Origin of the sequence: Enterobacter sichuanensis (assembly GCF_002939185.1) — a bacterium.
GTDB classification, from domain to species: Bacteria; Pseudomonadota; Gammaproteobacteria; order Enterobacterales; family Enterobacteriaceae; genus Enterobacter; species Enterobacter sichuanensis.
The window spans coordinates 21,917-47,780 of the sequence record NZ_POVL01000018.1 but is presented as its reverse complement, the minus strand read 5'-3'; the positions used below and the strand labels follow the sequence as shown (position 1 = coordinate 47,780).

The window sequence follows — 25,864 nt, the reverse complement described above, 5'->3', positions numbered from 1 at the left end:
CGCCCGGCAAGCCGGGCGTATTATCAGGCAAAGCCCGGTCGCAGCGTGCTGTTGACCGCATTTCCTTCCAGCAGCGCCTTCACCTTCACCACCAGCTCATTCAGACAGTCGTCCTTCATGCCGAGGCGGGTCAGTTCCTGATCGAGGGAGAAGAGATACTGCGCGTTGGTGCCCAGCGGCCCGCTGGCGGCGGCAATTAACGGCGCAATCACCTGCGTGCGGGTGTCCGCTTCGTACAGCGGATGACGCGGATCCATAATAAAGACCAGCGCATTGACGGTGCGTCCGTCGTCGAGGTCCAGCTTGCACCAGCTCGGCATATAACAACCGGTGATCATCTCACGCTTCCAGAGCAGCGTCAGCTCCTCTTCCAGCGTGGCATCAGGAAGACGATAGGCCACTCCCGTGGTGCGACCGCCCTCTTTCAGTGCAAGCATGCGTCCCGGCTGACACGCGCTGCCGCGTCCGGCGGTTAATCGCAGGCAAAATGCGCGATGCCATCCGGGGAGCGTACCCGTCGCCGATTCGACAAATTCCAGAGCCGGGTTCCACATCAGTGAACCGTAGCCAAAAATCCATACCGGGCCATCATCCGGGCGGCAGGCAAGCGTGGCAGCGAGCGACGCCGCACGTTGTTCAGCTGACCAGAGAAGCGATTCCTCAATAGCACCAAATGCCGTCTTACAATCTGCCTTCATTAAGAAATCACGCGTTAACACTTTACACCTCCGCCACTGCATGCTTCCTTGCGACATCTGTAATTCGCCTTCCCGGCATTATGTGCTGGTCATTTTACCAGCGGTAAAATAACGATAAGCAATTAGCGGACCCGTTGCAATACAACAGCAGTTCAACCGCCTGAAAAGTCAAAATGAAGGCAGCGAATGATTTCACGGCTATTTCTTTTTATGCCATTTATCATCGTCTCCTTTCTCATAATCATGTTTGACTGCGGCCCAGGCGACTTTGTGCGCCGTCTCTTCACGGCTGGCATCATCCCGGCGATCGTCCTTATCTTTGTATTGATCCCAGGCGCTGTTAAACGCCTCTTTGTAGATCTCCTGCGCGTGATCGGGGAGTACGTTTTGTACGTTATCCGGTAATTCGCGTTTCGTTTTATAGGGCATCATTAACCTCTCTTTTGCTTAAAGAGATAAGTGTGGACGACGATACGCCATGGTGCCAGTCAGGAATAATTTATGCGTAAATTATAATGATAATCTACTGTTATTTAAGGAATATAAAATAAAGATAACGCATTATGCGCATCATGATGCAATATCATCACAAAGGGTAAATTTGAGTAAAAAATAAAGGGTATTTAACAGAGAACTGTTAATGTAACGGCCTCAAAAATCTATCTATAATGACAAGCACCTGCATTGATGGAGAAGCACATGACAGCAGCACACGAGGCGGTGAAGACCCGCCACAAGGAGACGTCACTCATTTTCCCGGTTCTGGCACTGGCTGTGCTGCTCTTCTGGGGAAGCAGTCAGTCACTGCCAGTGGTGGTTGGTATCAATATTTTGGCCCTGGTCGGTATCTTAACCAGCGCATTTAGCGTCGTTCGCCATGCGGACGTATTAGCCCACCGTCTGGGTGAGCCTTACGGATCGTTAATTCTCAGCCTTTCCGTTGTTATTCTTGAAGTCAGTCTGATTTCCGCACTCATGGCGACCGGTGACGCCGCGCCGACGCTGATGCGCGACACGCTCTATTCGATCATCATGATTGTCACGGGTGGTCTGGTGGGCTTCTCTCTGTTACTGGGCGGACGCAAATTCGCGACCCAGTATATGAACCTGTTCGGCATTAAACAGTATTTGATTGCGCTCTTCCCGCTGGCGATTATTGTGCTGGTCTTCCCGATGGCGCTGCCGGGCGCCAATTTTTCTACCGGTCAGGCGTTGTTGGTCGCGCTCATTTCCGCAGCCATGTACGGCGTGTTTCTGCTGATTCAGACCAAAACGCACCAGAGCCTGTTTGTGTATGAGCATGAAGATGACAGCGACGACGATGACCCGCACCACGGTAAGCCGTCGGCCCACAGCAGCGCGTGGCATACGGTTTGGCTGATCGTACATCTGATTGCGGTGATTGCCGTCACCAAGATGAATGCCAACCCGCTGGAGACACTGCTGACCGAGCTGAACGCGCCAGTGGCGTTTACCGGTTTCCTGGTGGCGCTGTTGATTCTGTCCCCTGAAGGGCTGGGGGCGCTGAAAGCGGTGCTGAACAATCAGGTGCAGCGCGCGATGAACCTGTTCTTCGGCTCGGTACTGGCGACCATTTCACTCACCGTACCGGTAGTGACGCTGATTGCCTTTATGACCGGCAACGAACTGCAGTTTGCGCTGGGCGCGCCGGAGATGATTGTGATGGTGGCATCATTGCTGCTGTGCCAGATTTCGTTCTCCACCGGACGCACCAATGTGCTGAACGGGGCAGCGCATATGGCTTTGTTTGTTGCGTATCTGATGACGATTTTTGCGTAGCCTTTTTGCCCAGCGGCGCTTCGCTTGCAGGGCCTACGGGTTCTGTAGGCCGGGTAAGCGCAGCGCCACCCGGCAATATGCCCCATAAAAAAACCCGCCGAAGCGGGTTTTTTTATTATTTGCTGGTATCCAGCTCGTCGAAGCTTTTCACCAGATCGTCAATCGCTTTGATCTGCTTCAGGAACGGCTCCAGTTTATCCAGCGGCAGCGCGGAAGGACCGTCGCATTTCGCGTTATCAGGATCCGGGTGCGCTTCAATGAACAGACCCGCCAGGCCGGTCGCCATCCCGGCACGCGCCAGCTCGGTCACCTGCGCACGACGGCCACCCGACGCCGCGCCAAACGGGTCGCGGCACTGCAGCGCGTGGGTTACGTCGAAGATCACCGGCGACTGGTTAGAGACGTTCTTCATCACGCTGAAGCCCAGCATGTCCACCACCAGGTTGTCGTAGCCGAAGTTAGCGCCACGGTCGCACAGGATGACTTTGTCGTTGCCACCTTCGATAAATTTATCGACGATGTTGCCCATCTGGCCCGGGCTCACGAACTGCGGTTTTTTCACGTTAATGACCGCACCGGTTTTCGCCATCGCTTCCACCAGGTCAGTCTGGCGAGCCAGAAACGCCGGAAGCTGAATCACGTCTACCACATCAGCCACTGGCTGCGCCTGAGAAGCTTCATGCACGTCGGTGATCACTTTCACGCCAAACGTCTGTTTCAGCTCCTGGAAAATTTTCATCCCCTCTTCCAGGCCCGGGCCACGGTAAGAGCGAATTGAGGAGCGGTTGGCTTTGTCAAAAGAGGCCTTAAACACGTACGGGATGCCCAGCTTCTGGGTCACGGTCACGTAGTGCTCGCAGATACGCATGGCGAGATCGCGGGATTCCAGCACGTTCATACCGCCAAACAGCACGAACGGCAGGTCGTTTGCCACGTTGATATCACCAATGCTAACCACTTTTTGTTTCATAGGATCGCCTTATTCAGGTGTGAATCGGAATTAAGATTAATGCAGTGTAATTTGTTTGTGCGAGATCGCGTTGATCTGCGCCCGAATCATTTCGCTGATCGGATCTTCCGGACATTGTTCGACGAAATAGCTTAAATCGTTCAGCGCCACGTGCTCGCAGTCGAGCTGGGCATAAATAAGCCCGCGGTCGCGAATTTCGTACGGATCTTCCGGATTAAACTGCAGCAAAACTTCGCTGGCACGCAGGGCCAGCTCCATCTGACGCTCTTCCATCAGCGCCGATTTCAGCGTATCCAGCAGCTTACGAATAACTTCGGCGTTGTCGGCTTCGTCGAGATCTTCATTAAAGAGCTCGGCCACCGGGCTGATATTGCCTTTCAGCCAGACGTCCAGCGTATGTTCGTCCAGCGTGTCGCCGTTAAACGGATTAATCAGCCACATCTCACCGTCCAGCCACTCGGCACGCAGGATCATCTGCGTCGGGAAAATGACCGGCACCAGTGGAATATCCAGACGGTGCGCGATCCACAGCAAAATAGAGCCCAGCGCGACCGCGCTGCCCTGACGATTTTTTAACACCTGGTCCAGCCATAATGCGTCAGACAGGCGATACACGCCCCGCGTGTCGCAGAAACCCCATTCGCCGTAGAAAAGCTCAAGCAGCTTCTCCAGCTGCCAGTCCTGCGGACGCGCCTGATTGATCTCTTCGCGCGCCAGGCTGACCAGACTCTCCAGTTCATCGTAGACATACTGCGACGTAAAATCGTCGCGAATCATCTCCGAAATCAGGATCATGCCATCGCAGAGCGGCACTTTATTAAATTCGAAATCGGCTAAGGACCTCATGACTTACCCCAGTAACGACTGCGCGTACAATGACGTCCAGACGCGATAAAACCCAAAACGATGTCAATGATAACGCCAAACGGCTTTTCAGTCAGCCCTGCGCCTTTATCAGTAAATGGCAGATAGCCAGGCTTCATGCCCATTGCCCCAGCGTCAGACGCTCATTACCGCCGTAGTCGCGGCAGGTTTCAACCGCCGAGTAGCCTGCCTGTGTAAACAGCGCCCGCACGGCATCCCCCTGCGTCCAGCCATGCTCCACCAGCAGCCAGCCACCGGGAAGTAAATGCTGTCGTGACGTTGTCACAATGTGATCGAGATCGGCTAATCCCTCCCTGGCGGCAACCAGCGCCGACAGCGGTTCGAAGCGCACATCCCCCTGCGAGAGGTGCGGGTCATGCTCGTCGATATAGGGCGGGTTACTGACAATCATCCCGAACGTCTGCTTCTCCAGCGCGCTAAACCAGCTGCTTTGCAGCACGGTCACGTTAGCCAGGGCAAGACGTTCCACGTTACGCTGCGCCAGCGCTACCGCGTCGGGCATCACATCCACCGCCGTGACCGCGCAATCGGGCCGTTCGCTGGCGAGCGCCAGGGCGATGGCCCCGGTCCCCGTACCGAGATCGAGAATGCGGCAGGCCTCTGCGGGTAAACGCACCAGTGCCTGCTCCACCAGACACTCGGTGTCAGGACGCGGGATCAGCGTCGCCGCAGAGACGAACAAGGGTAACGACCAGAACTCACGCTCTCCGACGAGATGCGCCACCGGCTCACCGGTTTTACGGCGGGCAAGCAGCGCGGCGAGCTGCGCTTCCTGATCAGCGGTCAGTTCGGTTTCACCGAACGCCAGCAGATACGTGCGAGCTTTGCCCGTCACGTACTCAAGCAAAATTTCGGCATCACGCTTCGGGCTTTCACCCCCGGAAAGCTCACCGGAGGCATGGCGTAACCAGTGCTGAAAATCCATTATTCCTGCTCGGACAGCGCCGCCAGCTGGTCGGCCTGGTATTCCTGCACGATTGGCTCAATCAGCATGTCCAGTTTCCCTTCCATCACCTCGTCCAGACGGTAGAGCGTCAGGTTAATGCGGTGGTCCGTCACGCGACCCTGCGGGAAGTTGTAGGTGCGGTTGCGGTCACTGCGATCGCCGCTACCCAGCAGATTACGACGGGTTGACGCTTCCGCCTGCTGGCGTTTCGCCATTTCTGCCGCGTGAATACGCGCCCCCAGCACGGAAAGCGCTTTGGCTTTGTTTTTGTGCTGGGAACGTTCGTCCTGGCACTCCACCACAATGCCGGTTGGCAGGTGGGTAATACGGATGGCGGAGTCGGTGGTGTTAACGTGCTGACCGCCCGCCCCGGAGGAGCGGAAGGTGTCGATGCGCAGATCGGCCGGGTTGATGTCGGGCAGTTCCGCTTCCGGCAGCTCCGGCATCACCGCCACCGTACAGGCGGAGGTATGAATGCGACCCTGAGATTCGGTAGCCGGCACGCGCTGTACGCGGTGACCGCCAGATTCAAACTTGAGACGACCGTACACGCCGTCGCCGCTGATCTTGGCGATAACCTCTTTGTAGCCACCGTGTTCGCCTTCGTTGGCGCTCATGATCTCCACGCGCCAGCGGCGTGACTCGGCGTAGCGGCTGTACATGCGGAACAGGTCCCCGGCAAACAGGGCCGCTTCGTCACCGCCGGTACCGGCGCGGACCTCTACAAAGGCGTTACGCTCATCGTCCGGATCTTTCGGCAGCAGAAGCACCTGAAGCTGCTGCTCCATCTCTTCAGAACGCGCTTTCGCATCCTGCAACTCTTCCTGCGCCATCTCGCGCATTTCAGGATCGTCGAGCATCATCTGCGCCGTTTCGATATCTTCCTGAACCTGTCGCCAGTCGGTATAGCATTTAGAAACATCACTTAACTGCGCGTATTCACGTGAGAGCGCGCGAAAACGTTCCTGGTCCGCAATGGTCCCGGCATCGCCGAGCAGCGCCTGGACTTCTTCATGGCGCTCGTGCAGAGCTTCCAGTTTAGCGACGATAGAAGGCTTCATAGGCGTAAGTGCACCTTGTCTTAGAAAATGGGTATAGGGCGCTATTCCAGCCCGAGGCTGTTGCGCAGAATAGTCAGGCGTTCATCATCCCCGTCACGGGCAGCCTGCTGAAGAGATTTGGTTGGTGCATGGATCAGGCGGTTGGTCAGTTTCCATGCCAGATCCTGCATAATCGCGTGTGCGTCGCCGCCCTGGTCAAGAGCCGCTAACGCTTTGGCAGTCAGGTCATCACGCACCTGCTCCGCCTGTCCGCGGTACTCGCGGATGGTCTCGCTGACGCTTTGCGCGCGCAGCCAGGCCATAAACTCACTGGTTTCCTGCTCGACAATGGTTTCCGCCTGCACCGCCGCCGCTTTACGCTGAGCGAGGTTATGCGAAATGATGCTTTGCAGGTCATCCACGCTGTAAAGGTAGGCGTTAGCCAGCTTGCCGACTTCTGGCTCCACATCGCGCGGAACGGCGATATCCACCAGCAGCATCGGCTGATTACGACGGGATTTGAGCGCGCGCTCCACCATCCCTTTACCGATGATCGGCAGCGGGCTGGCGGTCGAGCTGATAATAATATCCGCCTCTTTCAGGCGCTCATCGATGTCGCTCAGGGCAACCACCTCTGCCCCCACTTCATCCGCCAGCACCTGCGCACGTTCGCGGGTACGGTTAGCGATAATCATCTTTTTCACTTTATGCTCGCGCAGATGGCGCGCCACAAGTTCGATGGTTTCGCCCGCGCCCACCAGCATCACGGTGACGGTTGACAGGGATTCAAAGATTTGGCGTGCAAGGGTGCAGGCCGCGAAAGCAACAGAAACCGCACTGGCACCAATGTCGGTTTCGGTTCGCACACGCTTTGCCACGGAGAATGACTTCTGGAACATGCGTTCCAGCTCGCTGGCCTTCAGATGCCCTTTTTGCGAATCCGCAAAGGCTTTTTTCACCTGACCCAGAATTTGCGGCTCGCCCAGCACCAGCGAATCCAGCCCGCTGGCGACGCGCATCAGATGGCTGACGGCGTCGTTATCCTGATGCCAGTACAGGCTGTTGCGCAGCTCGTCTTCATTGAGGTTGTGGTAGTCGCATAACCAGCGGATCAGCGCTTCGTGCAGGTTATCCTGCTCTTCCACGCTTAAATAGAGCTCGGTACGGTTGCACGTCGAGAGCACCACGCCACCCTGCACCATCGGCTGGGCAAGCAGGCTGTCCAGCGCCAGGTCAAGCGTATCCGGCGAAAACGTAACGCGTTCTCGCAGCGAAACCGGGGCTGTTTTGTGGTTGATACCGAGTGCTAATAGGGTCATGTTGAGCGGGAGTAGTACCAGCGTTAATAAGGTTAGCAGAACGCATCATACAGGATGCGCGAGATCAATAAAAGGGACTGCCCCCTTTCGGAGTAATAGGTTACACAACGCTTTGAGATAATTTGAACGTAGACGGTGGGGACCATCAACGCTAGCATTAACAGTTATAACTGCAACGTATCTCAAGGATTTGTCCTCATTATGACCCGACTGATTCGCCTGCTGCCGCTGGCGGCACTGGTTCTGACCGCATGTACCGTCACCCAACCAAAAGGCCCGGGCAAAAGCCCTGATTCACCGCAGTGGCGTCAGCACCAGCAGGATGTCCGTAATTTGAGCCAGTACCAGACCCGCGGCGCCTTCGCTTATCTCTCTGACGAGCAAAAAGTTTATGCGCGCTTCTTCTGGCAGCAGACCGGCCAGGACAACTATCGCCTTCTGCTGCTGAACCCGCTGGGCAGTACCGAACTGGAGCTTATTGCAAAACCGGGCGAAGCGCAGATCACCGATAACAAAGGCCAGCACTACACCGCGACCGATGCCGAAGAGATGATTGGCAAGCTGACGGGAATGCCTATTCCGCTCAACAGCCTGCGCCAGTGGATCCTTGGCCTGCCGGGTGAGGCGACCGACTACACGCTTGACGATCAATACCGTCTGAGCCAGATCAGTTACACCCAGAACGGCAAAACCTGGAAAGTGGTGTACAACGACTATGACAGTAAGAGTAAACCGGCGCTGCCATCCAACATGGAGCTGACTCAGGGCAGCCAGCGCATCAAGCTGAAGATGGATAACTGGATCGTTAAATGATGACCCACTGGCCCTCTCCGGCAAAACTGAACCTGTTTTTATACATTACCGGCCAGCGCGCTGACGGGTATCACACCCTGCAGACGCTGTTTCAGTTCATTGACTATGGGGACACGATCTCCATTGAACTGCGCCAGGACGGACAAATTTGCCTCCTGACGCCGGTCGACGGCGTGGCACATGAGGACAACCTGATTGTGCGCGCTGCGCGTCTGCTGATGAACGCCGCGGCGCAATCCGGTCGCCTGGCGGCGGGTAGCGGTGCGGACATCCGTATCGAGAAGCGTCTGCCAATGGGCGGCGGGCTGGGCGGAGGCTCCTCTAACGCTGCCACCGTGCTGGTTGCGCTGAACCATCTCTGGGGTTGCGGACTGTCGCAGGACGAACTGGCGGCCTTAGGTTTGACGCTGGGCGCAGATGTCCCGGTGTTTGTGCGCGGGCATGCGGCGTTTGCCGAGGGCGTGGGTGAGATCCTCTCTCCGGTTGAACCGCCGGAAAAATGGTACCTGGTTGCCCACCCGGGGGTGAGTATTCCGACCCCGGTCATCTTTAAAGATCCTGACCTGAAAAGAAATACCCCGGTGCGGTCAATAGAAACGTTATTAAATTGTGAATTCAGCAACGATTGCGAGGATATCGCAAGAAAACGTTTTCGCGAGGTTGATGCGGTGCTTTCCTGGCTGTTAGAATACGCGCCGTCGCGCCTGACTGGTACAGGGGCCTGTGTCTTTGCTGAATTTGACACCGAATCCGCCGCTCGTCAGGTGCTTGAGCAAGCGCCGGTTTGGCTGCATGGTTTTGTAGCGCGCGGGATGAACACCTCCCCCCTACAGCACGCCATTCTGGCGCAGACTGAGTTTCGGTGACAACGTCACCCTGTTCCAGACGTTGCATCGCGCTCTTTAATACACCGCCTGGATAGCCTTTGCCTGGCCCGCACAGTTTACGGCGAACGCTATCCACCACTGGACGCATGCCTGAGGTTCTTCTCGTGCCTGATATGAAGCTTTTTGCTGGTAACGCCACCCCGGAACTAGCACAACGTATTGCCAACCGCCTGTACACTTCCCTCGGCGACGCCGCCGTAGGTCGCTTTAGCGACGGCGAAGTCAGCGTACAAATCAACGAAAATGTACGCGGTGGTGATATTTTCATCATCCAGTCCACCTGTGCTCCAACAAACGACAACCTGATGGAACTGGTTGTTATGGTCGACGCCCTGCGTCGTGCTTCAGCAGGCCGTATCACTGCTGTAATCCCTTACTTCGGCTATGCCCGTCAGGACCGTCGCGTTCGTTCTGCGCGTGTGCCAATCACCGCTAAAGTTGTCGCTGACTTCCTGTCCAGCGTTGGCGTTGACCGCGTACTGACCGTTGACCTGCACGCAGAGCAGATCCAGGGCTTCTTCGACGTCCCGGTTGATAACGTATTCGGCAGCCCAATTCTGCTGGAAGACATGCTGCAGCTGAACCTGGACAACCCAATCGTGGTTTCTCCGGACATCGGCGGCGTGGTACGCGCTCGTGCTATCGCTAAGCTGCTGAACGATACCGACATGGCGATCATCGACAAACGCCGTCCGCGCGCTAACGTTTCTCAGGTGATGCACATCATCGGTGACGTGGCTGGCCGTGACTGCGTACTGGTTGACGACATGATCGATACCGGCGGTACGCTGTGTAAAGCTGCTGAAGCGCTGAAAGAGCGTGGTGCCAAGCGCGTGTTCGCTTACGCGACCCATCCGATCTTCTCCGGCAATGCAGTGAACAACCTGCGCAACTCCGTTATTGACGAAGTGGTGGTATGCGATACCATCCCACTGAGCGACGAGATCAAGGCACTGCCAAACGTGCGTACCCTGACCCTGTCCGGGATGCTGGCCGAAGCGATTCGTCGTATCAGCAACGAAGAATCCATCTCTGCAATGTTCGAACACTAATCGGACACGGCCAAAAAACCCGCTGCGGCGGGTTTTTTTGTCTCTGGGTTTTATTTGTATGATTAATGCCTCCTTCACCTGCCATTCACATGACAGATGATGCGCATACGGATGATAGATAATTGTGAAAAACGTAACTTCCTCACATGTTCTGCCCTTTCGCGCCCTCATCGACGCCTGCTGGAAAGAGAAGTACACCTCATCACGCTTTGTGCGTGACCTGATTGCCGGGATCACCGTCGGCATTATCGCCATCCCGCTGGCGATGGCGCTGGCGATTGGTAGCGGCGTTGCGCCGCAGTACGGTCTGTACACCTCAGCCGTGGCAGGGATCGTCATTGCTCTGACCGGCGGTTCACGTTTCAGCGTTTCCGGCCCGACTGCCGCTTTTGTGGTGATCCTCTACCCTGTTTCACAGCAGTTTGGTCTGGCAGGCCTGCTTGTCGCCACCCTGATGTCCGGGCTCTTTTTAATTCTGTTTGGCCTGGCCCGCTTTGGCCGCCTGATAGAGTACATTCCCCTTTCCGTTACGCTGGGGTTCACCTCCGGGATCGGTATCACCATCGGAACGATGCAAATCAAGGATTTCCTTGGCCTGCAGATGGCGCACGTTCCGGAACACTACCTGCAAAAAGTGGGCGCGCTGTTTATGGCGCTGCCAACTGCCAACCTGGGCGACGCCGCCATCGGGATTGTGACGCTGGGGACGCTGATCGTCTGGCCTCGTCTGGGTATTCGTCTGCCGGGCCATCTGCCCGCGCTGCTGCTGGGCTGCGCGGTGATGGCTGTCGTGAATATGTTCGGCGGCCATGTCGCCACCATTGGCTCGCAGTTCCACTATGTTCTGGCGGACGGTTCACAGGGTAGCGGCATACCGCAACTGTTACCGCAGCTGGTGCTGCCGTGGGACATGCCCGGCTCCAGCTTTACCTTAAGCTGGGATTCCCTGCGCGCCCTGCTTCCGGCGGCCTTCTCCATGGCAATGCTCGGGGCGATTGAATCCCTGCTCTGCGCCGTTGTGCTCGACGGCATGACCGGCACCAAGCACAAAGCCAATAGCGAGCTGGTCGGCCAGGGGCTAGGCAACCTCATCGCACCGTTCTTTGGCGGCATTACGGCCACGGCGGCCATCGCCCGTTCTGCGGCCAACGTGCGCGCCGGGGCCACCTCGCCGGTTTCAGCGGTCATCCACTCTGTGCTGGTGATCTTAGCCCTGCTGATCCTCGCTCCGCTGCTTTCCTGGCTGCCGCTTTCCGCCATGGCCGCCCTGCTGCTGATGGTGGCCTGGAACATGAGTGAGGCGCATAAGGTGGTAAACCTGCTGCGTCGCGCCCCGAAAGACGACATCATCGTCATGCTGATCTGCATGTCGCTGACCGTGCTGTTCGATATGGTCATCGCCATCAGCGTCGGGATCGTGCTCGCTTCCCTGCTGTTTATGCGCCGTATTGCGCAGATGACGCGCCTCTCCCCGGTTAACGTGGAGGTGCCAGATGATGTGCTGGTTCTGCGCGTGATTGGTCCGTTGTTCTTCGCCGCGGCAGAAGGTCTGTTCAGCGATCTGGAGTCCCGCATTGCGGGCAAGCGGATAGTGGTCCTGAAATGGGATGCCGTGCCGGTGCTGGATGCGGGCGGGCTGGACGCCTTCCAGCGTTTTGTGAAACGTCTGCCGGAAGGATGTGAACTGCGGGTAAGTAATCTTGAGTTCCAGCCTCTGCGCACCATGGCGCGGGCGGGGGTGCAGCCGATCCCTGGCCGCCTTGCCTTCTACCCTAATCGTGATGCCGCGTTAGCGGATCTGTGAGCCCCCTGATGCAGAGAAGCGTCTCTGCATCATCACCCCAATCGCCTGCTGGAGCCATTCAAGCACGGCAGGCGTCATCCATGTTCCCTTCATCAGATGCGGCTCCTGCTGCATGGCCACGCGAAACTTTTGCTGCGTCTCCGGGTTCGTGCCCGCGTACGACTGGAACAGCGCCAGCCAGTTTTCGGCAAGCTTTTGCGCATCGTCAGAGGCGGGGTCGAGGTTTTCCTGCTGCGCCTGATGCAGTTTCGCCACCAGCGGCGGCCACTCCATCATGCGGTCAAAGTAATGTGCCCGGGTAAACGCCATCTCTTCGGCAGAGAGATAGTTCTCCCAGATAATGAGCTTCGACTCGGCAAACGCCCGCGTAATATAGTCGGTCATCTCCGGCGTGATGCCGGTTTGCGCCTGCATCTGCGGTTCTGCGCTGTGCATCTCGTTCAGCCGGGTCAGAAACTCTGGCTTGCCTGCCGTGTCCTGCTCCAGGCGTTCCATCCAGCGCGTGGCCAGATCCCTCGCCCGCGGGTCTGTAACGGGTACGTGCTGCTCCAGCAGGGTATTGACCTCTGCAACCAGCCCCGACCAGATAGCTGCCAGCGCATCCTTCTGCAGCGCAAACGGCAGCTGCTGTAACTCTTCTTTCGTAAACCAGCGATCGTACATATTCATTAACTCCAGAGTCTGTAGCCAGGATTCCAGATCGGGCGTCTCATCGGCGGTAAGCCCGGTACGCAAATCCACCAGCCTGTCACGCAGCGTGTGTATGCTGCGCAGCTGCTTATCCAGCAGGCTGATTTGCGCATCGAGGAGCTCCGTTAACGACAGCGACTTTTGTTCCAGAAAATCCCTGATTTCAGCAAGTTCCAGCCCCGCTTTTGCCAGCGCCTGAATCATGTGCAGACGCTGGACATCCGCCAGGTTATAAAGCCGGTAACCTGCCGCGCTTCTGGCAGAAGGCAGCAACACTCCTGTTTGTTCATAGTGATGCAATGTTCGCACGGTGATGCCGGCCCGCTTCGCCAGCTCACCCACCTGAATCAACATAACTGCTCCTTTTCTTTGCCAGTGCCGCCACTCTGGTGCCTTACGTTACGTGAGGGTCAACCCTTGATGCAAAAAAAAACGACTCCCTGGGGAGTCGTTTCGGTATTCTTTCGTCCTGGTACTAGCTGTGCTTATGCTGGTCGCGACGGCAGCGTTTATCGTAGTGGCGCACCCACCAGTATTTATCGCACACTTCCTCATGGCCGCTCACGCGTGCCCCGGCGAGCCACAATACCGCACCGAGGAAGATGCTCAGAACCGCGCCATGCGCGAAGTATTGCGGGAGATCAAGCTGCGGCAACTGGTTTAATATTGAATAACCTACGCCGACAACCATCACAAACAGCCCCAAACCCATCAGCACGTTACCGAGTAGCGAAGCGTTTTTGCGTTTCATATGTCACCTCCGGAACTTTGGGTTGTCAGGGGAAAAGCCCCTAATCCTTGTGTGTAAAGTATAGACAACGCCCCTTTTATGAGTTGCGTGAATGATCACAATTACAGATAACTCCCAAACAAAAGTTTACAAATAAGGCTTTGAACAGCTTGAAATTCTAATTGTTCAAATAAGAAATTATTCGTATTTCGCTGAGACGATCGCAGAATTTTGTCAAGCGGCGCGCCAGACAGTAAACTACGCGCCAGATCTGGAACCCATTAGGAATTGAATCGTGACGATTAAACTGATTGTCGGCCTCGCCAACCCCGGCGCAGAGTATGCGGCCACCCGCCACAATGCCGGAGCATGGTACGTCGATCTGCTGGCCGAGCGGTTACGTGCACCCCTGCGTGAAGAACCTAAATTCTTCGGGTATACCTCACGTATCAACCTCGCAGGCGCGGATGTTCGCTTACTGGTGCCCACCACCTTTATGAACCTGAGTGGTAAAGCGGTGGCAGCGATGGCAACGTTTTATCGTATTAATCCGGATGAGATTCTGGTGGCCCACGATGAGCTGGATCTTCCGCCAGGCGTAGCGAAATTCAAGCTGGGCGGCGGGCACGGCGGCCACAACGGTCTGAAAGACATCATCAGCAAGCTGGGCAATAACCCTAATTTCCACCGTTTACGCGTGGGAATCGGCCATCCGGGCGATAAAAACAAAGTTGTCGGTTTTGTGCTAGGTAAGCCCCCGGTTTCAGAGCAGAAACTGATAGACGAGGCGGTAGACGAAGCGGCGCGCTGCACCGAAATCTGGCTGAAAGATGGCTTAACCAAAGCGACAAACCGCTTGCACGCTTTTAAAGCGCAATAATCCATCCAGTACGGCTTTTTTACCGCGCGTGATGCGGGTTACGTGTATAATAGGCGTAGTTATTTACTTTTCATCAATCGGTTATCGTTAACGGATTGATTATCAAGATATTAAGGTGATTTAGAAATGGGATTCAAATGCGGTATCGTCGGTCTGCCAAACGTGGGCAAATCCACCCTGTTTAACGCGCTTACCAAAGCGGGTATCGAAGCGGCGAACTTCCCGTTCTGTACCATCGAACCTAACACTGGCGTGGTGCCAATGCCTGACCCGCGCCTGGATCAGCTCGCGGAAATCGTGAAGCCGCAGCGTATTCTGCCGACCACCATGGAGTTCGTGGACATCGCGGGCCTGGTAAAAGGCGCATCCAAAGGTGAAGGCCTGGGTAACCAGTTCCTGACCAACATCCGTGAGACCGAAGCGATCGGCCACGTTGTACGCTGCTTCGAGAACGACAACATCATTCACGTAGCGGGTAAAGTAAACCCGGCTGAAGATATTGATGTCATCAACACCGAGCTGGCGCTGTCGGATCTTGATACCTGCGAGCGTGCGATCCACCGTATCTCCAAGAAAGCCAAAGGTGGCGATAAAGATGCCAAAGCCGAGTTGGCGGTGCTGGAAAAATGTCTGCCACAGCTGGAAAACGCGGGCATGCTGCGTTCTCTGGATCTGAGCAAAGACGAGAAAGAGCTCATCCGCTACCTGAGCTTCCTGACGCTGAAGCCAACCATGTACATTGCCAACGTGAACGAAGACGGTTTTGAAAATAACCCGTACCTCGATCAGGTGCGTGCTATCGCCGAGAAAGAAGGTTCTGTCGTGGTTCCGGTTTGTGCCGCAGTAGAAGCCGATATCGCCGAACTGGATGACGAAGAGCGTGATGAGTTTATGGCAGAACTGGGCCTGGAAGAGCCCGGGCTGAATCGCGTTATCCGTGCTGGTTATGCCCTGCTCAACCTGCAGACCTACTTCACCGCTGGCGTGAAAGAAGTGCGTGCCTGGACCATTCCAGTGGGTGCAACTGCGCCTCAGGCTGCGGGTAAAATCCACACCGACTTCGAGAAAGGCTTTATTCGTGCGCAGACCATCGCGTTTGAAGATTTCATCACCTACAAGGGTGAGCAAGGCGCGAAGGAAGCCGGCAAGATGCGTGCGGAAGGGAAAGAATACATCGTTAAAGATGGCGATGTGATGAACTTCCTGTTCAACGTCTGACTTATCCGCCTAAACCTCACTGAACCATGGTGAACAATCAACAAGCCGCAGCCCATGATTTTCCCAGGCTGCACAAGGGATTGAGAAATGCCATATTGCTCATGGTGGTTCAGTAGAGTTCATGGAATTCCAGAAAAACATGGGGTAGGATTCGGGGTATGTGATGTTATGAGTGGGGGTATCCCACTCGCTAGCAGGATACCCAGATGCCCAAAGACCTTCTCTCTGACGCCAAGATCAGGACAGCCAAGCCCGCAGCCAACCGATACAAACTCGGCGATGGCGGCGGGCTTTTTCTCTCCGTCGAAAAGACGGGTAGCAAGCTCTGGCGCTGGAAGTTCCGACTCGACGGGAAAGAGAACCTTTTTGCCATTGGCTCCTACCCCGAAGTAAGCCTTGCTGAAGCCAGAGCGGCCCGAGATGCAGCCCGCGAACTCGTCAAGCAAGGAATCAATCCCTCTCAGCACCGGAAAGATGAACGGCAGCGGAACATCAAAGCCGCAGCAGCGCGAAAGCATGCAGAGGCACTGGCTCAGGAGTTGTCCTTCGCCAAGGTGTCAGCAGCCTATCTGGCCAAGGTGAAGCCCGACTACACCCCCGGCTCCTATCGGTCGAAGGAATCACGGATCAGAAAGTACCTGTCCCCCAAGCTCGACACGCTCCCGATCACCGAGATCGGTCCCAAGGAAATCCGCCCGATCTTAGAAGCGTGCGAAGACCACGGGGCGTGGGCAGGCATCCACGTCAAAGGCGACCTATCGGCTATTTTCCAGTATGCGGTTATCCGCGGATTGGTCGATTCCAACCCGATTCCGGGACTTCGCGGCCTGCTGAAAATTCCGGTCAGCAAAAGCAAAGCCGTACTGACCGCTGATCAAATCCGCGCCTTCTACCGCGCTCTTCGCGCCTATCGCGGCTATCCCGAGACCGCTATATGCCTGCGCCTGATCGCATTCACAGCCTGTCGCCCCGGAGAAGCTGCCGATGCCGAGTGGAGCGAGTTCGACATCGAGGCGAAGCTCTGGCGACGGCCTGCGGCCAAGATGAAAGCACGCCGCGACCATGTGTCACCGCTGTCAGAGCAGGCTTTGGAACTGCTGGAAACACTGCGACCAATCACAGGGGCTGGACGCTACCTCTTCCCTCATCGCAGCGGGGAAGGGTTCACGACGCCGAATAGGCTCACTTACGCCATGCGTGACATGAAGCTCGGAGAGCGCACAACACCTCACTGCTGGCGTACCACTTTCTCGACGTGGGCCAATGAACAGGGGTTCAGGCCAGATGCCATTGAACGCCAGCTCGCCCACGTCGAAAGCAACAAGGTGCGAGCTACTTACAACAAGGCCCTGCTGCTGAATGAGCGGCGCGAGATCATGCAGGCATGGGCCGATTATCTGAGAGCTGCTGATGACATCAAGAGCGCAGACGATGATGGGAAATGACGACGCGCGGTTCCTTGAGGGCTTGCGCTATGGGCAGGCCCTATTGAACGAAGGCCGTAGCCGACTGCACAAAAGCGTACCCGGAGCGCTGGTTGCCGAAGTTCTTCGACATATCGAGAATTCGATGGCGGGAACTTCTCAGTATGAACTGGAGCGAATGTTGCTAGGGAGCGACCACGCAGGTGCAGAATGGCGCGCTTACGTGGCTCACCGACATCGCAGCGTCACGGAGAAAAGGCTGTGGCGAACATGGTACGGAAGACATGGAAAGAAAGACACCATCCCTCCAAGACCGGTAGAAGATGCTTTCGGCATTCAGGCTCCGCCGCTGCCACCGACGGAAGCCGCGCCACCAATGCCGCCCCCCTCCGAGCCAAATCGACCGTTGATGAAGGCACTGCCCCATGATGGCCGAGCCATGAGCTTTGGATTATTGCGGGAAATAGTAAAGCGCTGGTCTGCGATACTCATTCAAAAGGCACTTGAAGACGCAGCAAGAATCAATGACGAGCAGAATCGTGGCCGACAACTCGTCAGGGCCTTGCTAAGACATGAAATGGTCTTGATGCCACTTTGGTCGCAGATCAACGCCTGGGAAGCTTTCTGTGAGGTTTTGTCGGCTGGCGAGAGCTTTGCCTTGCTCGATGCAGCCAAGCAGAGCTTCTTCTCTGCACTGGAAGCAATTGAGCAGCGTGAGCATACGAGGTTGATGGCTTCATACGCCGCCCTGAGAAAGCGCTACCCAGAACTGGAAATCGGCCTTGGGCAGACATAATTTATACCAGTTTGGGGATCGGAGGCGGCGAAGAAAACAATTGAATCCCGCCCCTAACCTGACTGATTTTCGCCTTGGGGTAGACGGCCTGAACAGAAACAAGCGCCTTCAAAAACTTCGTCTTGAAGTTTTTCTTTCCATTGGTGTCAGTCGCATACTCCTGCCCGAACTGCTCGCGCAAATTTGCCCAATTCAACCTCACGGGTTTGCCTCCTGAGATTCTGTGCAGCCTTTCTGCGAGCATTACATAGATATCCATCGCCAGCGCAGAGCCGGACAGCGCGTGAAGAGCGCGGATATCTATGGGCACGGCGTGTTGCTCAGTTACGAGCGTATCAAAGTAATCTTCCGATAATACGATCCTTCCGGGCCACAAATTGTGCTGTTGGTCATCATTCGATAGCCACGCATGAAACTCTTTGACTGGCTGCCCCCTAACCGTGGAGGCTGTAGTCCCTGTATTGAATCCAATGGTTAAGGTGCATGCAGCCAGCGCCTTCATCTGCTTCTTGAACTCGGTATAGCTCCCGCGTTTGCCGCCATTCGGTTGAATGCCAAGCATCTTGAGAAATGCAGAGGCGCTGTTTCCAACCTCAATGTCTCTTGTCCGGTGGCGTACTGCGTATGTGTTCAAATAGGCAAGTATGAGTCGAGGCTTTGTGCCATACGGAACCGGCTGCTGCACAAACTGTTTCCCATCCCACAGTTCTCCGGCCTTGACAAGCAGCGATGCTCCTCCTGATCGTCGCTCAAATGAAGTGCCATCAACAGCGCGGCGCGGCAAGCCAACCTGGCAGAGAACAGTATGCATGAACACCGCGTTCTCAGACGTTGAGCCGAGAGCAATGTCGGCGGCAGAGTCAAGCAGCTTGCGGTCACGAATCGAGAGGACGCACTCCTTGCTGCGAGCAGAAGGCACACTCCTCGCTGCTTGACCACTGGGGCTAGGATCAACGATCCGTCGTAGCTCTGCCAGCGCAAGGCGGGCACTGTTGGAGGATGGGTTCGGCATGCGGAAACAACTCAACCCCGAACGACAATCGAGCGGTGGCTGGTCTTCTCGCGAAGCCAAGTCGTGATCTCCGACTCAATCCACCCGACAGCCCGCTTCCCCAACCGTACTGGGCGAGGAAAATCACCCTCTCTGATCAGGAAATAGATGCCTGATTTGGTAAGGCCGGTTCTCTTTTCAACCTGCAGTCTGCGAAGAATGGCAACCTCTTGCCCTTGCTGATCGTCCATCGTGCTCCTCACTGAACCTGAATAACCAATGAGGCGACAGTAGTGGCGCGAGGCGCAAATCAGAGAGAACGAGTTTTGAAGAGTGCCTGCACGACAACCTAGCCGCGCCGTAAGGGCTGTGTGCAAGGAGCCAGATATGCCTGTGGATAACGCACTTATTCATGCCGATTCGGCACCCCTGCTGTGTGCCGAATCGGAACCCCAAGCCCCCAGAAAGCGTGCCGAATCGGAACCCAGCATCATGCTGAATCGGCACCCCCCAAAACCTGTAGTTCTTGCCTTTAGTACTTTTCCTTTAAATGAGTAGCCTATAAAAGCCTTGCATTCTGTGGAAAAACCGGAATCTGGGACGCATCAACCACCTGCAGTCAGCGATTGGCAAGACGACTCCACCTCCACGCACTCACGGTGCTACACCATGTGGCCTGAGGAGACAACTATCTGGCATCGTAACGCTACGATGTTAGGGTGCAGGTTCCTGTCCAGCCGCCGGTGCCTCCATCAGCACTGAAGGCTCCACCCCCAGCGCCTCGGCCAGCTTGAAAATGTTGAGCAATGCGATGTTGCGCTGCCCACGCTCAACACCCCCCAGATAGCTGCGTGCCAAGCCACTTTCCAGTGCCAGGCGTTCTTGCGACCACCCTCTGGTCTTTCTGATTTCTATCAGCTTCAGGCCGAAGCGTAGTCGGGGATCAAGGGCCATATTTTTCTCTTCTTAAAGAGAAATGACTCTATAAGTACCACCTCTATAGGGCTACGCCCGATAAGTACCCGTACTATGAGTGACAATTGAATGCATGTGCCATAAAATGACCTCTATGAGTAGCAAAATGGAGGGAATGACGTATGGCAAGCGTCTGGAAGTCTGCGGGGATGGGCGCGGCGGCGGGGCTGGCAGTTCCGGTGGCGGGAATAGCTGGGCTGATGGCGGCGGTGTTTGTGCTCATCATCGTGCAGGCTGGGCTATCCAACATGGGGCCAGCTGGCTCTCTGTGGGGGAGGCCAAGTTGGTGGGCCTTGATGACCAGCGAATGGGCGCTGTATCTACTGATTTCGCTGGCGATCTTCACGCTGTCCTTCCGCTTTCTCGCGCGCTTGCAGGCCCGCTGCCAGGCCCTTGTCGCCAGGATCAACGGCCAGCAGGGCCTGTCATTCGATGCTGGACATCTCCTGGGTTATCCCGCACCGGCATTCCTTGTTTTTGACTCTCAGAATCGCAAGATCGCGGCCTGTGATGTGGTTAATGACGCATACAAACTGCACGACTTCTCCTGGCTGCTTGGTTGGCGGATGACCTGGCGCGAGGTCGAGAGCATGGAGATGAACGGCGGTAGCCGTCAGGTCAACGCCAGCGGCATGAGCGTGCCGACCTTCGAGCGCACGGTACGCGCCAAAGACTTCGCCATCGAGCTGCAAACCGCCGATCCGCAACGACCAGTACTCAGTTTTCCCATGAGCCGTCGGGCGGCGGAAACCTGGTGCGCCCGGCTCAATACCATCTTCAACGGATAACCTCGCGAGGAACTGCGATGAAACACTACCGGAGCTTATTGCTTCTGCCTTTTGTATTGACGGGTTGTGCCACAACTGACATGCAGGGAGCGCTGGGCTCCCTGAACGGACTGGGACAATCCATTGGGGCCAGTCTGTCGCAAGCGGCTACGCCCGCAAGCGCTGCAAACCGCAACAGCTTGCTGGGCACTCCACTGCATAACGCCTTGCGCCAGAATCTGTCTACCGACGGTCGCGCCCCGGAGTGGCCCAAGGTGGTGATCAGCAATCTGCAAATTCCGGCTGATCAGATGACCCTGACCCGTAGCCTCACGCTCAAAGCCAGTGATTGCATTCGCTTTGACGCAGTGCTCTGGCACGACGCCAAGCGCCCCGAGCGCTTCAGCAATCTGTCGCTTTGCGCGCCGGAGCTGCCGAAACAGTCGAATAATTTCGTGCTGACCTGGAAGAGCTTTTCCATCTCCGGCAAAACCAGCGGCCAGGTTCGCAGTGACGGGCCAATCCCACCGTACAGTAAGCTGCCAAGCGACCCGGCGATGGAGCGCTGGCTGATGAATCAGTTCGGCCTTTACTATGTCGGCTCGCTGCTTACACTGGTCGGCTACGACCCCAACTTCACGGTCGATGACCGCCGCTTCTGGATCAGGAATATCAAGGGATGAACGCACTGCTGCTGGCCGCTATGCCGGTGGTGCTGATAGATGGCACTGCCCCAGACCCCGACCACTGGTTGCGGATCGAGCCGGCCATTGCTGCCGCCGTGGAATGCCGTCAAGCCTTGCCAATACACGTGCTGGACGGCATTGCACCCAATGCTCCCGGTAGTTGGGCGCTGACACCGGCACGCAGCTTCACAGTGTTCGGGTTGCCGGTGACGCGTATCGAGCTGTTCATCGACCCGGATGGTGAATTGGGTGCGAGCTATACCGCAGTGATCGAAAAGCGCAGCCTGGAACAGGTGCGCAAGCAACTGAAGCTTGCCAGCCAGCGCGGGCGCATCGGCCAGCTCTCGGCAGATCAGCCCAGCGCAGAGGTTCAAGTGACTTGCACGGTCGCCGCAACGGAGCAAGGGTGAGCATTCAGCGCATCCTCTCCGGCGGCCAGACCGGCGTAGACCGGGCTGCGCTGGATTTCGCCATTGCCCGGCAGATTCCGCACGGCGGCTGGTGCCCGGCAGGCCGACGGGCCGCTGATGGCGTACTGGATGCTCGCTACCAGTTGATGGAGACCGAATCCAGCGGTTATCGCCAGCGCACCAAACGCAATGTGCTGGACGCTGATGCCACACTGATCATTTACCGGGACAGGATCGAAGGTGGCAGCCTGCTCACTCGCGATCTGGCGACGGGACACGGCAAGCCGCTACTGCTGTGCGATTTGCATGACCCTGCAGAAGAGCTGTTGGCGGCATGGCAAGACTGGTTGCTTAGCCATCCCGTCGCTATTCTCAACATTGCTGGCCCGAGTGAAGCACGCAACCCCGGTATCTACCTGCAGGCGAGCGCACTACTGGAGCTTTTTTGGAGCAAGGAACATGAGCCGATCTGATGCCCGTTGCGCGACACCCTATATCTACTCGGGTGAGTTGCAGATCCGTCCCGAAGTGGATGCCGCGCTGGCTGCGCTGAAAGACAAACCCTACACCGCCATCCCTAGCTGGAAAAATGACGGAACCTGGGAGCTGTGGACGGTGGAAGGCGACGGCGAAACCAAGCCCTGCATCATCAGCGGCCCATCGACCACTTACCCCAGCGAGGCCGATGCACTGGCCGCCGGTGCGGCCTGGCTATCCGGACAACGCTGAGCAACCTCAATTCCAGCCCTCGCTGACAAAGCCAACGCCACGGCGGTTGATCTCGACCGGCGGCCTGATGTCTTGCACTTGGACAACACCCCGGCCATCACGAGCTGCCGAGCCCAAGGCCCGCTGCAGAACCAGACGCACACTGCGCGGCGGCAAGGCTTGCAGACGGGACAGGACATCATCACCCAGTCGATCGGCAAAAGCTGTGTCCCAGCTGGACTCGTCGCGGAGCCGGTTGTAGATCGACTGCGCAATGCTTCTGACCTGCTCCGGCTTGGGCGGTTGAATGTGCAGCACTGTCAGCCGTGAGCGCAGCGGCCCTGGAATCGCTTCCAGCTCATTCGCGGTCGCCATCCAATTGACATGACTGGCGTCGATGGAGAAATCACGGATCGACAGGTCGATGAAATTCCGCGCACTGCGCGGTTCCAGCAAGGTATAGAGCGCCGCCAGCGGATCGTATTGCGGTCGCCCGTTGCTGGCCTTATCCAGCTCATCGAGCACCACCACCGGGTTGGCCAGCGGCTGGTAGGCCAGCAGCTCGAAAAGCTGGCCTGGCTCGGAATTGCTCCAGAACGATTCGGAACCTGCGAGCGGCGAACTCGATTGCGTGCTCGCCATATCGAAGACCCGAAACGGCAGCACGAGCTGATCGGCCAGCCAGCGTGCCGCCTCGGTTTTACCAATGCCCGCCGGGCCGACCAGCAACACGGCAGGCCAGGACACGCGGCCATCGCCCAGACTAGACAAGGCGAAGTGATCACGCAGCAGCTCGGCCAGTTCATGGAAGTTTGGGAAAGCCTGCGCGAACTCATCCAGCAGGGCTTTCCAGTCCGGGGGTAGCAGGCCCAGTTGGCGGCTGCCATGGCCCGCCCGCTTGATCCGCTCTGCCATCGCCTGTGCGCGCTTGAACTTGTCGTCGCCTTTTGGTCGGTGGCGATCCACGAACGCCTCCAGCCCGGCTTCATCGAGAAAGACGATGCTCGGCAAGGGCATTGATTTAGCGGTTTCTGTCGGCTGCTCCTGAACCTGCTCCGGTTTGGCTTCACTCGGGACGGGCTCATCCTCAACAGCCATGGCGGCGCGTACATCTTCGGTCGTCACCTTGCCCAGATCGTGCACCACCTGCTGTACCCCCTGTTCGACGATGAGCTGGCGGCTGCGGCGCACTTCTTCGGCAAACAATCCTTGGATGCCGTCGTGTTGCGGGCAGCGTTGCGGACGTATGCCGTCCCCGACAACCTGCGCACCGCAAACCGGGCATTGTTGCTGCGAAAGATGCTTGGTCTGGGCAATCAGATCGAGCACGGCCGCTGCACGTTCGCTGTGGTGTCGCGGCGGCTGGTAATGGATGGCCAGGCGATCCCGGTTGCAGCTCACTGACAGTGAGCCCTTGCGTGCGAGCACTGTGGGCGGCAGCAGGTATTCCAGCTGAGCAAACAGATGTGCCACCACGGCCAGATGCCCTGGCGCGGGTTCGACGATCTGCCGGGCAAGCCAGGGGCGCTGCTCCTTGAGTGCAGCAATGGCGGCTTCGTATTCCCGCAGGCGCAACGGACGGGCTTGCTTTGGCTTACGCATGATGGCCTCCCAAATAGCCTAACTATAAATTACTATAACAGCGGCTTGCGCGAATCGCCAAACTCCGCACGCTCGTCTTGTCGGCCAATAAGTCTTATAGTGATTTACAGTGAATTCACAGAGCCCGACATGCCAAGCCTTACCAACGAACAATTGCCAGGCTTTGCCGCCGCCTTGATACGACTGCGCGGGGAAACGCTGGGGCGGATCGCCGAAGCCACCGGCATCCGTACTGCCAACCTCTCGGTCTGGCTGCGTGGCAAGGAGCAGGTGATCTCCGCCAAACGACTGGTCGGCCTGCTGCACCACCTCGGTGTGGAAGGCGGTCGCCTGCGTACCGACGTGTTGCACCAGTGGCAGGATCGCGGGGCACTGGATGACAGCAGGCTCGTGCTAAGCCTGCTGCAGGGTAACAACCAGCCGGTGTGGTTGTTTCAGGATGAGCAGCCCGGGCTTATCAAAACCCGCTTTCTGTTGGCTGGCGATGTGCTGATCCGCATGGAGATCGAGCCGGGCGTCGATCAGGCCCTTGATCTGGCGACAGTCGTCAGGGTGGATCGTGTCATCACTACGCCTACGGCATTGGCCGGGGTGCCAATCGACTCGTTGGCATCTGCGCGCAACGTCCTCTTGGCACTAGCGGAGCAGACCGCATCGGACGTGGGTGACGAAGAGCTGCTGGAAGGGCTGATGTTCCGTCTGACCGAAACGGTTGGCAGCAATGTCACGTCATCACAGGGCTGGCAACAACTGGAGCAGGCGCTGCGTTTTGCATTCAACGCAGGAGCCCAGCCTGCTGACATCGCCCGTGTGGTTGACGCCTATTTCCGCAGCGGCGCCAACGCGGACATGCCGCCAATTGGGTAAGCAAAAAATGTGCTGTTTTCAGTCGCCGGGTTTCCAAATCCTGCTGCGCTGATCGCATGACTTTTAGCTGGTCACATGCCCCGTTACTCCCCATCTGGCGCAACGTTCTTTCTAACGTCACGCTACGTTCTTCCTAATGGCGTTGTGTTGGGGCGCAAAAAAAATGATGTAATGACCAACATAATACTACGTTATATCTAGTGTGCTTAACGATCTTTCTAACGTCGCACAACGTACATTCCAACATTGCGTCGTATCATCAAACACACTGCGTCATACATGTCGCGCCCAAATGTGATGGGGAGTAACGGGGCATGGGTCTTTGTGACCAGCAAAAAATATCTGTGCGATCAGATCGGGCTGCCGGCCGACTGTGTAAACAGTGTGGCGGCATGTTGGCAACAACGTGGCAACCTTGTGCGAACAATGTGTTGAAAGAGTGGCAAGGATGGTGGCGACAATGTGGTCACCTTGTGGTGGCAGCGTGTCACCATGGTGGTGACAGTGTGGCACTGCGCCCCGTGTTACCACATTCAACTCACAAGGGCAGTAGCCAAGAACAATCTTGCTGCTTCCGCAGCATTCAAATGATAGACTCCAAACGACTTAAGACGACTTTCAACTGCAACCTTCGAGCGCCATCGACATGAGCACAGAACCGTGGGTTACCGCCGATCACGTCGCCCAGCACTTGGGCGTGGCCAAGGACACCGTGTACCGCTGGCGCGAGCGCAAGGGTCTGCCCGCACACCGCGTGGGGCGGCTGTGGAAGTTCCAGCTCTCCGAGGTGGATGAATGGGTGCGTGCAGGCGGCGCAGATGAAGATGTCGGTGAGCCGGGGAGTCGGCATACATGAGCTCCATGGCATTCCCCCCGCCAGAACAACGGCGGCAGTAAACCGTTTGG

The 25,864-nt window shown here is 56.9% G+C and carries 29 protein-coding genes and 1 pseudogene; 16 read left to right on the top strand and 14 right to left on the bottom strand.

Features of this window, described 5'->3' with window-relative positions; translation table 11 throughout:
* Positions 1-23: 23 nt before the first annotated feature.
* Positions 24-719, bottom strand: coding sequence for a gamma-glutamylcyclotransferase (locus C5687_RS10335; protein WP_045286265.1), 696 nt, complete (start codon positions 717-719; stop codon positions 24-26).
* Between the two features lie 177 nt (positions 720-896).
* A complete protein-coding gene (chaB, locus tag C5687_RS10330; protein ID WP_094916943.1) occupies positions 897-1,127 on the bottom strand; it encodes a putative cation transport regulator ChaB in 231 nt (76 codons plus the stop codon).
* Positions 1,128-1,397: 270 nt separating this feature from the next.
* Here chaB and chaA point away from each other — a divergent pair, with 270 nt between their 5' ends.
* Positions 1,398-2,498: a sodium-potassium/proton antiporter ChaA gene (chaA, locus tag C5687_RS10325; RefSeq protein WP_014832275.1), complete on the top strand. Its 1,101-nt coding sequence runs from the start codon at positions 1,398-1,400 to the stop codon at positions 2,496-2,498.
* A 115-nt stretch (positions 2,499-2,613) separates the two neighbouring features.
* Here chaA and kdsA read toward each other — a convergent pair whose 3' ends face one another.
* The 6 genes and pseudogenes from kdsA to hemA form a co-directional block, all read right to left on the bottom strand.
* Positions 2,614-3,468, bottom strand: coding sequence for a 3-deoxy-8-phosphooctulonate synthase (gene kdsA, locus C5687_RS10320; RefSeq protein ID WP_025756528.1), 855 nt, complete (start codon positions 3,466-3,468; stop codon positions 2,614-2,616).
* A gap of 36 nt (positions 3,469-3,504) precedes the next feature.
* Positions 3,505-4,314 (bottom strand): invasion regulator SirB1, encoded by an 810-nt coding sequence (sirB1, locus tag C5687_RS10315; RefSeq protein ID WP_013096236.1) that lies wholly within the window; start codon positions 4,312-4,314, stop codon positions 3,505-3,507.
* 32 nt (positions 4,315-4,346) lie between these two features.
* Positions 4,347-4,439, bottom strand: a pseudogene (locus tag C5687_RS25050) (siroheme synthase); the annotation flags it as partial.
* 8 nt (positions 4,440-4,447) lie between these two features.
* A complete protein-coding gene (gene prmC / locus C5687_RS10305; RefSeq protein WP_104556889.1) occupies positions 4,448-5,278 on the bottom strand; it encodes a peptide chain release factor N(5)-glutamine methyltransferase in 831 nt (276 codons plus the stop codon).
* Complete coding sequence (gene prfA, locus C5687_RS10300) at positions 5,278-6,360, bottom strand: peptide chain release factor 1 (protein ID WP_025756525.1); 1,083 nt, start codon at positions 6,358-6,360, stop codon at positions 5,278-5,280. Before prfA ends, prmC begins: the two co-directional genes overlap by 1 nt.
* Before the next feature lie 41 nt (positions 6,361-6,401).
* Positions 6,402-7,658: a glutamyl-tRNA reductase gene (gene hemA / locus C5687_RS10295; RefSeq protein WP_025756524.1), complete on the bottom strand. Its 1,257-nt coding sequence runs from the start codon at positions 7,656-7,658 to the stop codon at positions 6,402-6,404.
* A 201-nt stretch (positions 7,659-7,859) separates the two neighbouring features.
* On the opposite strand from hemA, the gene lolB reads away from it, so the two are divergent.
* The 4 genes from lolB to dauA all read left to right on the top strand — a co-directional run bounded on the left by lolB (position 7,860) and on the right by dauA (position 12,214).
* Entirely contained in the window at positions 7,860-8,471 is a 612-nt protein-coding gene (gene lolB, locus C5687_RS10290) for a lipoprotein insertase outer membrane protein LolB (protein ID WP_095441639.1), read from the top strand.
* A complete protein-coding gene (gene ispE / locus C5687_RS10285) occupies positions 8,468-9,337 on the top strand; it encodes a 4-(cytidine 5'-diphospho)-2-C-methyl-D-erythritol kinase (RefSeq protein WP_045286260.1) in 870 nt (289 codons plus the stop codon). The genes lolB and ispE overlap by 4 nt, the downstream gene beginning before the upstream one ends.
* A 125-nt stretch (positions 9,338-9,462) precedes the next feature.
* Entirely contained in the window at positions 9,463-10,410 is a 948-nt protein-coding gene (gene prs / locus C5687_RS10275; protein ID WP_003856663.1) for a ribose-phosphate diphosphokinase, read from the top strand.
* A 124-nt stretch (positions 10,411-10,534) separates the two neighbouring features.
* A complete protein-coding gene (gene dauA / locus C5687_RS10270) occupies positions 10,535-12,214 on the top strand; it encodes a C4-dicarboxylic acid transporter DauA (protein ID WP_045286259.1) in 1,680 nt (559 codons plus the stop codon).
* On the opposite strand, the gene C5687_RS10265 is transcribed toward dauA, so the two are convergent.
* Both C5687_RS10265 and ychH read right to left on the bottom strand, forming a co-directional pair.
* Positions 12,200-13,258, bottom strand: coding sequence for a MerR family transcriptional regulator (locus C5687_RS10265; RefSeq protein WP_047958858.1), 1,059 nt, complete (start codon positions 13,256-13,258; stop codon positions 12,200-12,202). The two genes, dauA and C5687_RS10265, sit on opposite strands and share 15 nt — an antisense overlap.
* Before the next feature lie 121 nt (positions 13,259-13,379).
* Positions 13,380-13,655: a stress-induced protein YchH gene (gene ychH, locus C5687_RS10260; RefSeq protein WP_008499505.1), complete on the bottom strand. Its 276-nt coding sequence runs from the start codon at positions 13,653-13,655 to the stop codon at positions 13,380-13,382.
* Between the two features lie 274 nt (positions 13,656-13,929).
* Here ychH and pth point away from each other — a divergent pair, with 274 nt between their 5' ends.
* The 4 genes from pth to C5687_RS10240 all read left to right on the top strand — a co-directional run bounded on the left by pth (position 13,930) and on the right by C5687_RS10240 (position 17,952).
* Positions 13,930-14,514, top strand: coding sequence for an aminoacyl-tRNA hydrolase (gene pth / locus C5687_RS10255; protein ID WP_023336005.1), 585 nt, complete (start codon positions 13,930-13,932; stop codon positions 14,512-14,514).
* A 126-nt stretch (positions 14,515-14,640) separates the two neighbouring features.
* Positions 14,641-15,732, top strand: coding sequence for a redox-regulated ATPase YchF (gene ychF / locus C5687_RS10250; RefSeq protein ID WP_020690896.1), 1,092 nt, complete (start codon positions 14,641-14,643; stop codon positions 15,730-15,732).
* A gap of 206 nt (positions 15,733-15,938) precedes the next feature.
* Positions 15,939-17,177: a tyrosine-type recombinase/integrase gene (locus tag C5687_RS10245; protein ID WP_104455504.1), complete on the top strand. Its 1,239-nt coding sequence runs from the start codon at positions 15,939-15,941 to the stop codon at positions 17,175-17,177.
* Positions 17,164-17,952 carry a hypothetical protein gene (locus C5687_RS10240; protein ID WP_104556888.1) on the top strand — a complete coding sequence of 263 codons (789 nt, stop codon included), beginning with the start codon at positions 17,164-17,166 and terminating at the stop codon, positions 17,950-17,952. The genes C5687_RS10245 and C5687_RS10240 overlap by 14 nt, the downstream gene beginning before the upstream one ends.
* 1 nt (position 17,953) lies before the next feature.
* On the opposite strand, the gene C5687_RS10235 is transcribed toward C5687_RS10240, so the two are convergent.
* The 3 genes from C5687_RS10235 to C5687_RS10225 form a co-directional block, all read right to left on the bottom strand.
* Positions 17,954-18,871, bottom strand: a complete 918-nt coding sequence (locus tag C5687_RS10235; protein WP_238380472.1) for a replication protein RepA — start codon at positions 18,869-18,871, stop codon at positions 17,954-17,956.
* A 104-nt stretch (positions 18,872-18,975) separates the two neighbouring features.
* A complete protein-coding gene (locus tag C5687_RS10230; RefSeq protein ID WP_104556886.1) occupies positions 18,976-19,194 on the bottom strand; it encodes an AlpA family phage regulatory protein in 219 nt (72 codons plus the stop codon).
* 463 nt (positions 19,195-19,657) lie between these two features.
* Positions 19,658-19,897 carry a helix-turn-helix domain-containing protein gene (locus tag C5687_RS10225; RefSeq protein WP_104556885.1) on the bottom strand — a complete coding sequence of 80 codons (240 nt, stop codon included), beginning with the start codon at positions 19,895-19,897 and terminating at the stop codon, positions 19,658-19,660.
* Between the two features lie 143 nt (positions 19,898-20,040).
* Between C5687_RS10225 and C5687_RS10220 the strand changes: the two genes are divergently transcribed.
* Genes C5687_RS10220 through C5687_RS10200 form a run of 5 tightly spaced genes read left to right on the top strand, consistent with a single transcriptional unit; the run spans position 20,041 to position 22,510 of the window.
* Entirely contained in the window at positions 20,041-20,706 is a 666-nt protein-coding gene (locus tag C5687_RS10220; RefSeq protein WP_104452488.1) for a hypothetical protein, read from the top strand.
* A 56-nt stretch (positions 20,707-20,762) separates the two neighbouring features.
* Complete coding sequence (locus tag C5687_RS10215; RefSeq protein ID WP_202911292.1) at positions 20,763-21,368, top strand: hypothetical protein; 606 nt, start codon at positions 20,763-20,765, stop codon at positions 21,366-21,368.
* Complete coding sequence (locus tag C5687_RS10210) at positions 21,365-21,781, top strand: hypothetical protein (RefSeq protein ID WP_104556883.1); 417 nt, start codon at positions 21,365-21,367, stop codon at positions 21,779-21,781. Before C5687_RS10215 ends, C5687_RS10210 begins: the two co-directional genes overlap by 4 nt.
* The gene (locus tag C5687_RS10205) at positions 21,778-22,254 is read left to right on the top strand and encodes a putative molybdenum carrier protein (protein ID WP_023446985.1); all 477 of its coding nucleotides are present in this window, start codon (positions 21,778-21,780) and stop codon (positions 22,252-22,254) included. Before C5687_RS10210 ends, C5687_RS10205 begins: the two co-directional genes overlap by 4 nt.
* Positions 22,241-22,510: a hypothetical protein gene (locus tag C5687_RS10200; protein ID WP_017936950.1), complete on the top strand. Its 270-nt coding sequence runs from the start codon at positions 22,241-22,243 to the stop codon at positions 22,508-22,510. Before C5687_RS10205 ends, C5687_RS10200 begins: the two co-directional genes overlap by 14 nt.
* A 6-nt stretch (positions 22,511-22,516) precedes the next feature.
* Here C5687_RS10200 and C5687_RS10195 read toward each other — a convergent pair whose 3' ends face one another.
* Positions 22,517-24,091 carry an AAA family ATPase gene (locus tag C5687_RS10195; protein ID WP_104556882.1) on the bottom strand — a complete coding sequence of 525 codons (1,575 nt, stop codon included), beginning with the start codon at positions 24,089-24,091 and terminating at the stop codon, positions 22,517-22,519.
* Positions 24,092-24,220: 129 nt separating this feature from the next.
* Between C5687_RS10195 and C5687_RS10190 the strand changes: the two genes are divergently transcribed.
* On the top strand, positions 24,221-24,958 hold the full coding sequence (locus tag C5687_RS10190) for a hypothetical protein (RefSeq protein ID WP_104556881.1): 738 nt from the start codon (positions 24,221-24,223) through the stop codon (positions 24,956-24,958).
* Positions 24,959-25,604: 646 nt separating this feature from the next.
* The gene (locus tag C5687_RS10185; RefSeq protein WP_023109365.1) at positions 25,605-25,814 is read left to right on the top strand and encodes a helix-turn-helix domain-containing protein; all 210 of its coding nucleotides are present in this window, start codon (positions 25,605-25,607) and stop codon (positions 25,812-25,814) included.
* Positions 25,815-25,864: the final 50 nt, after the last annotated feature.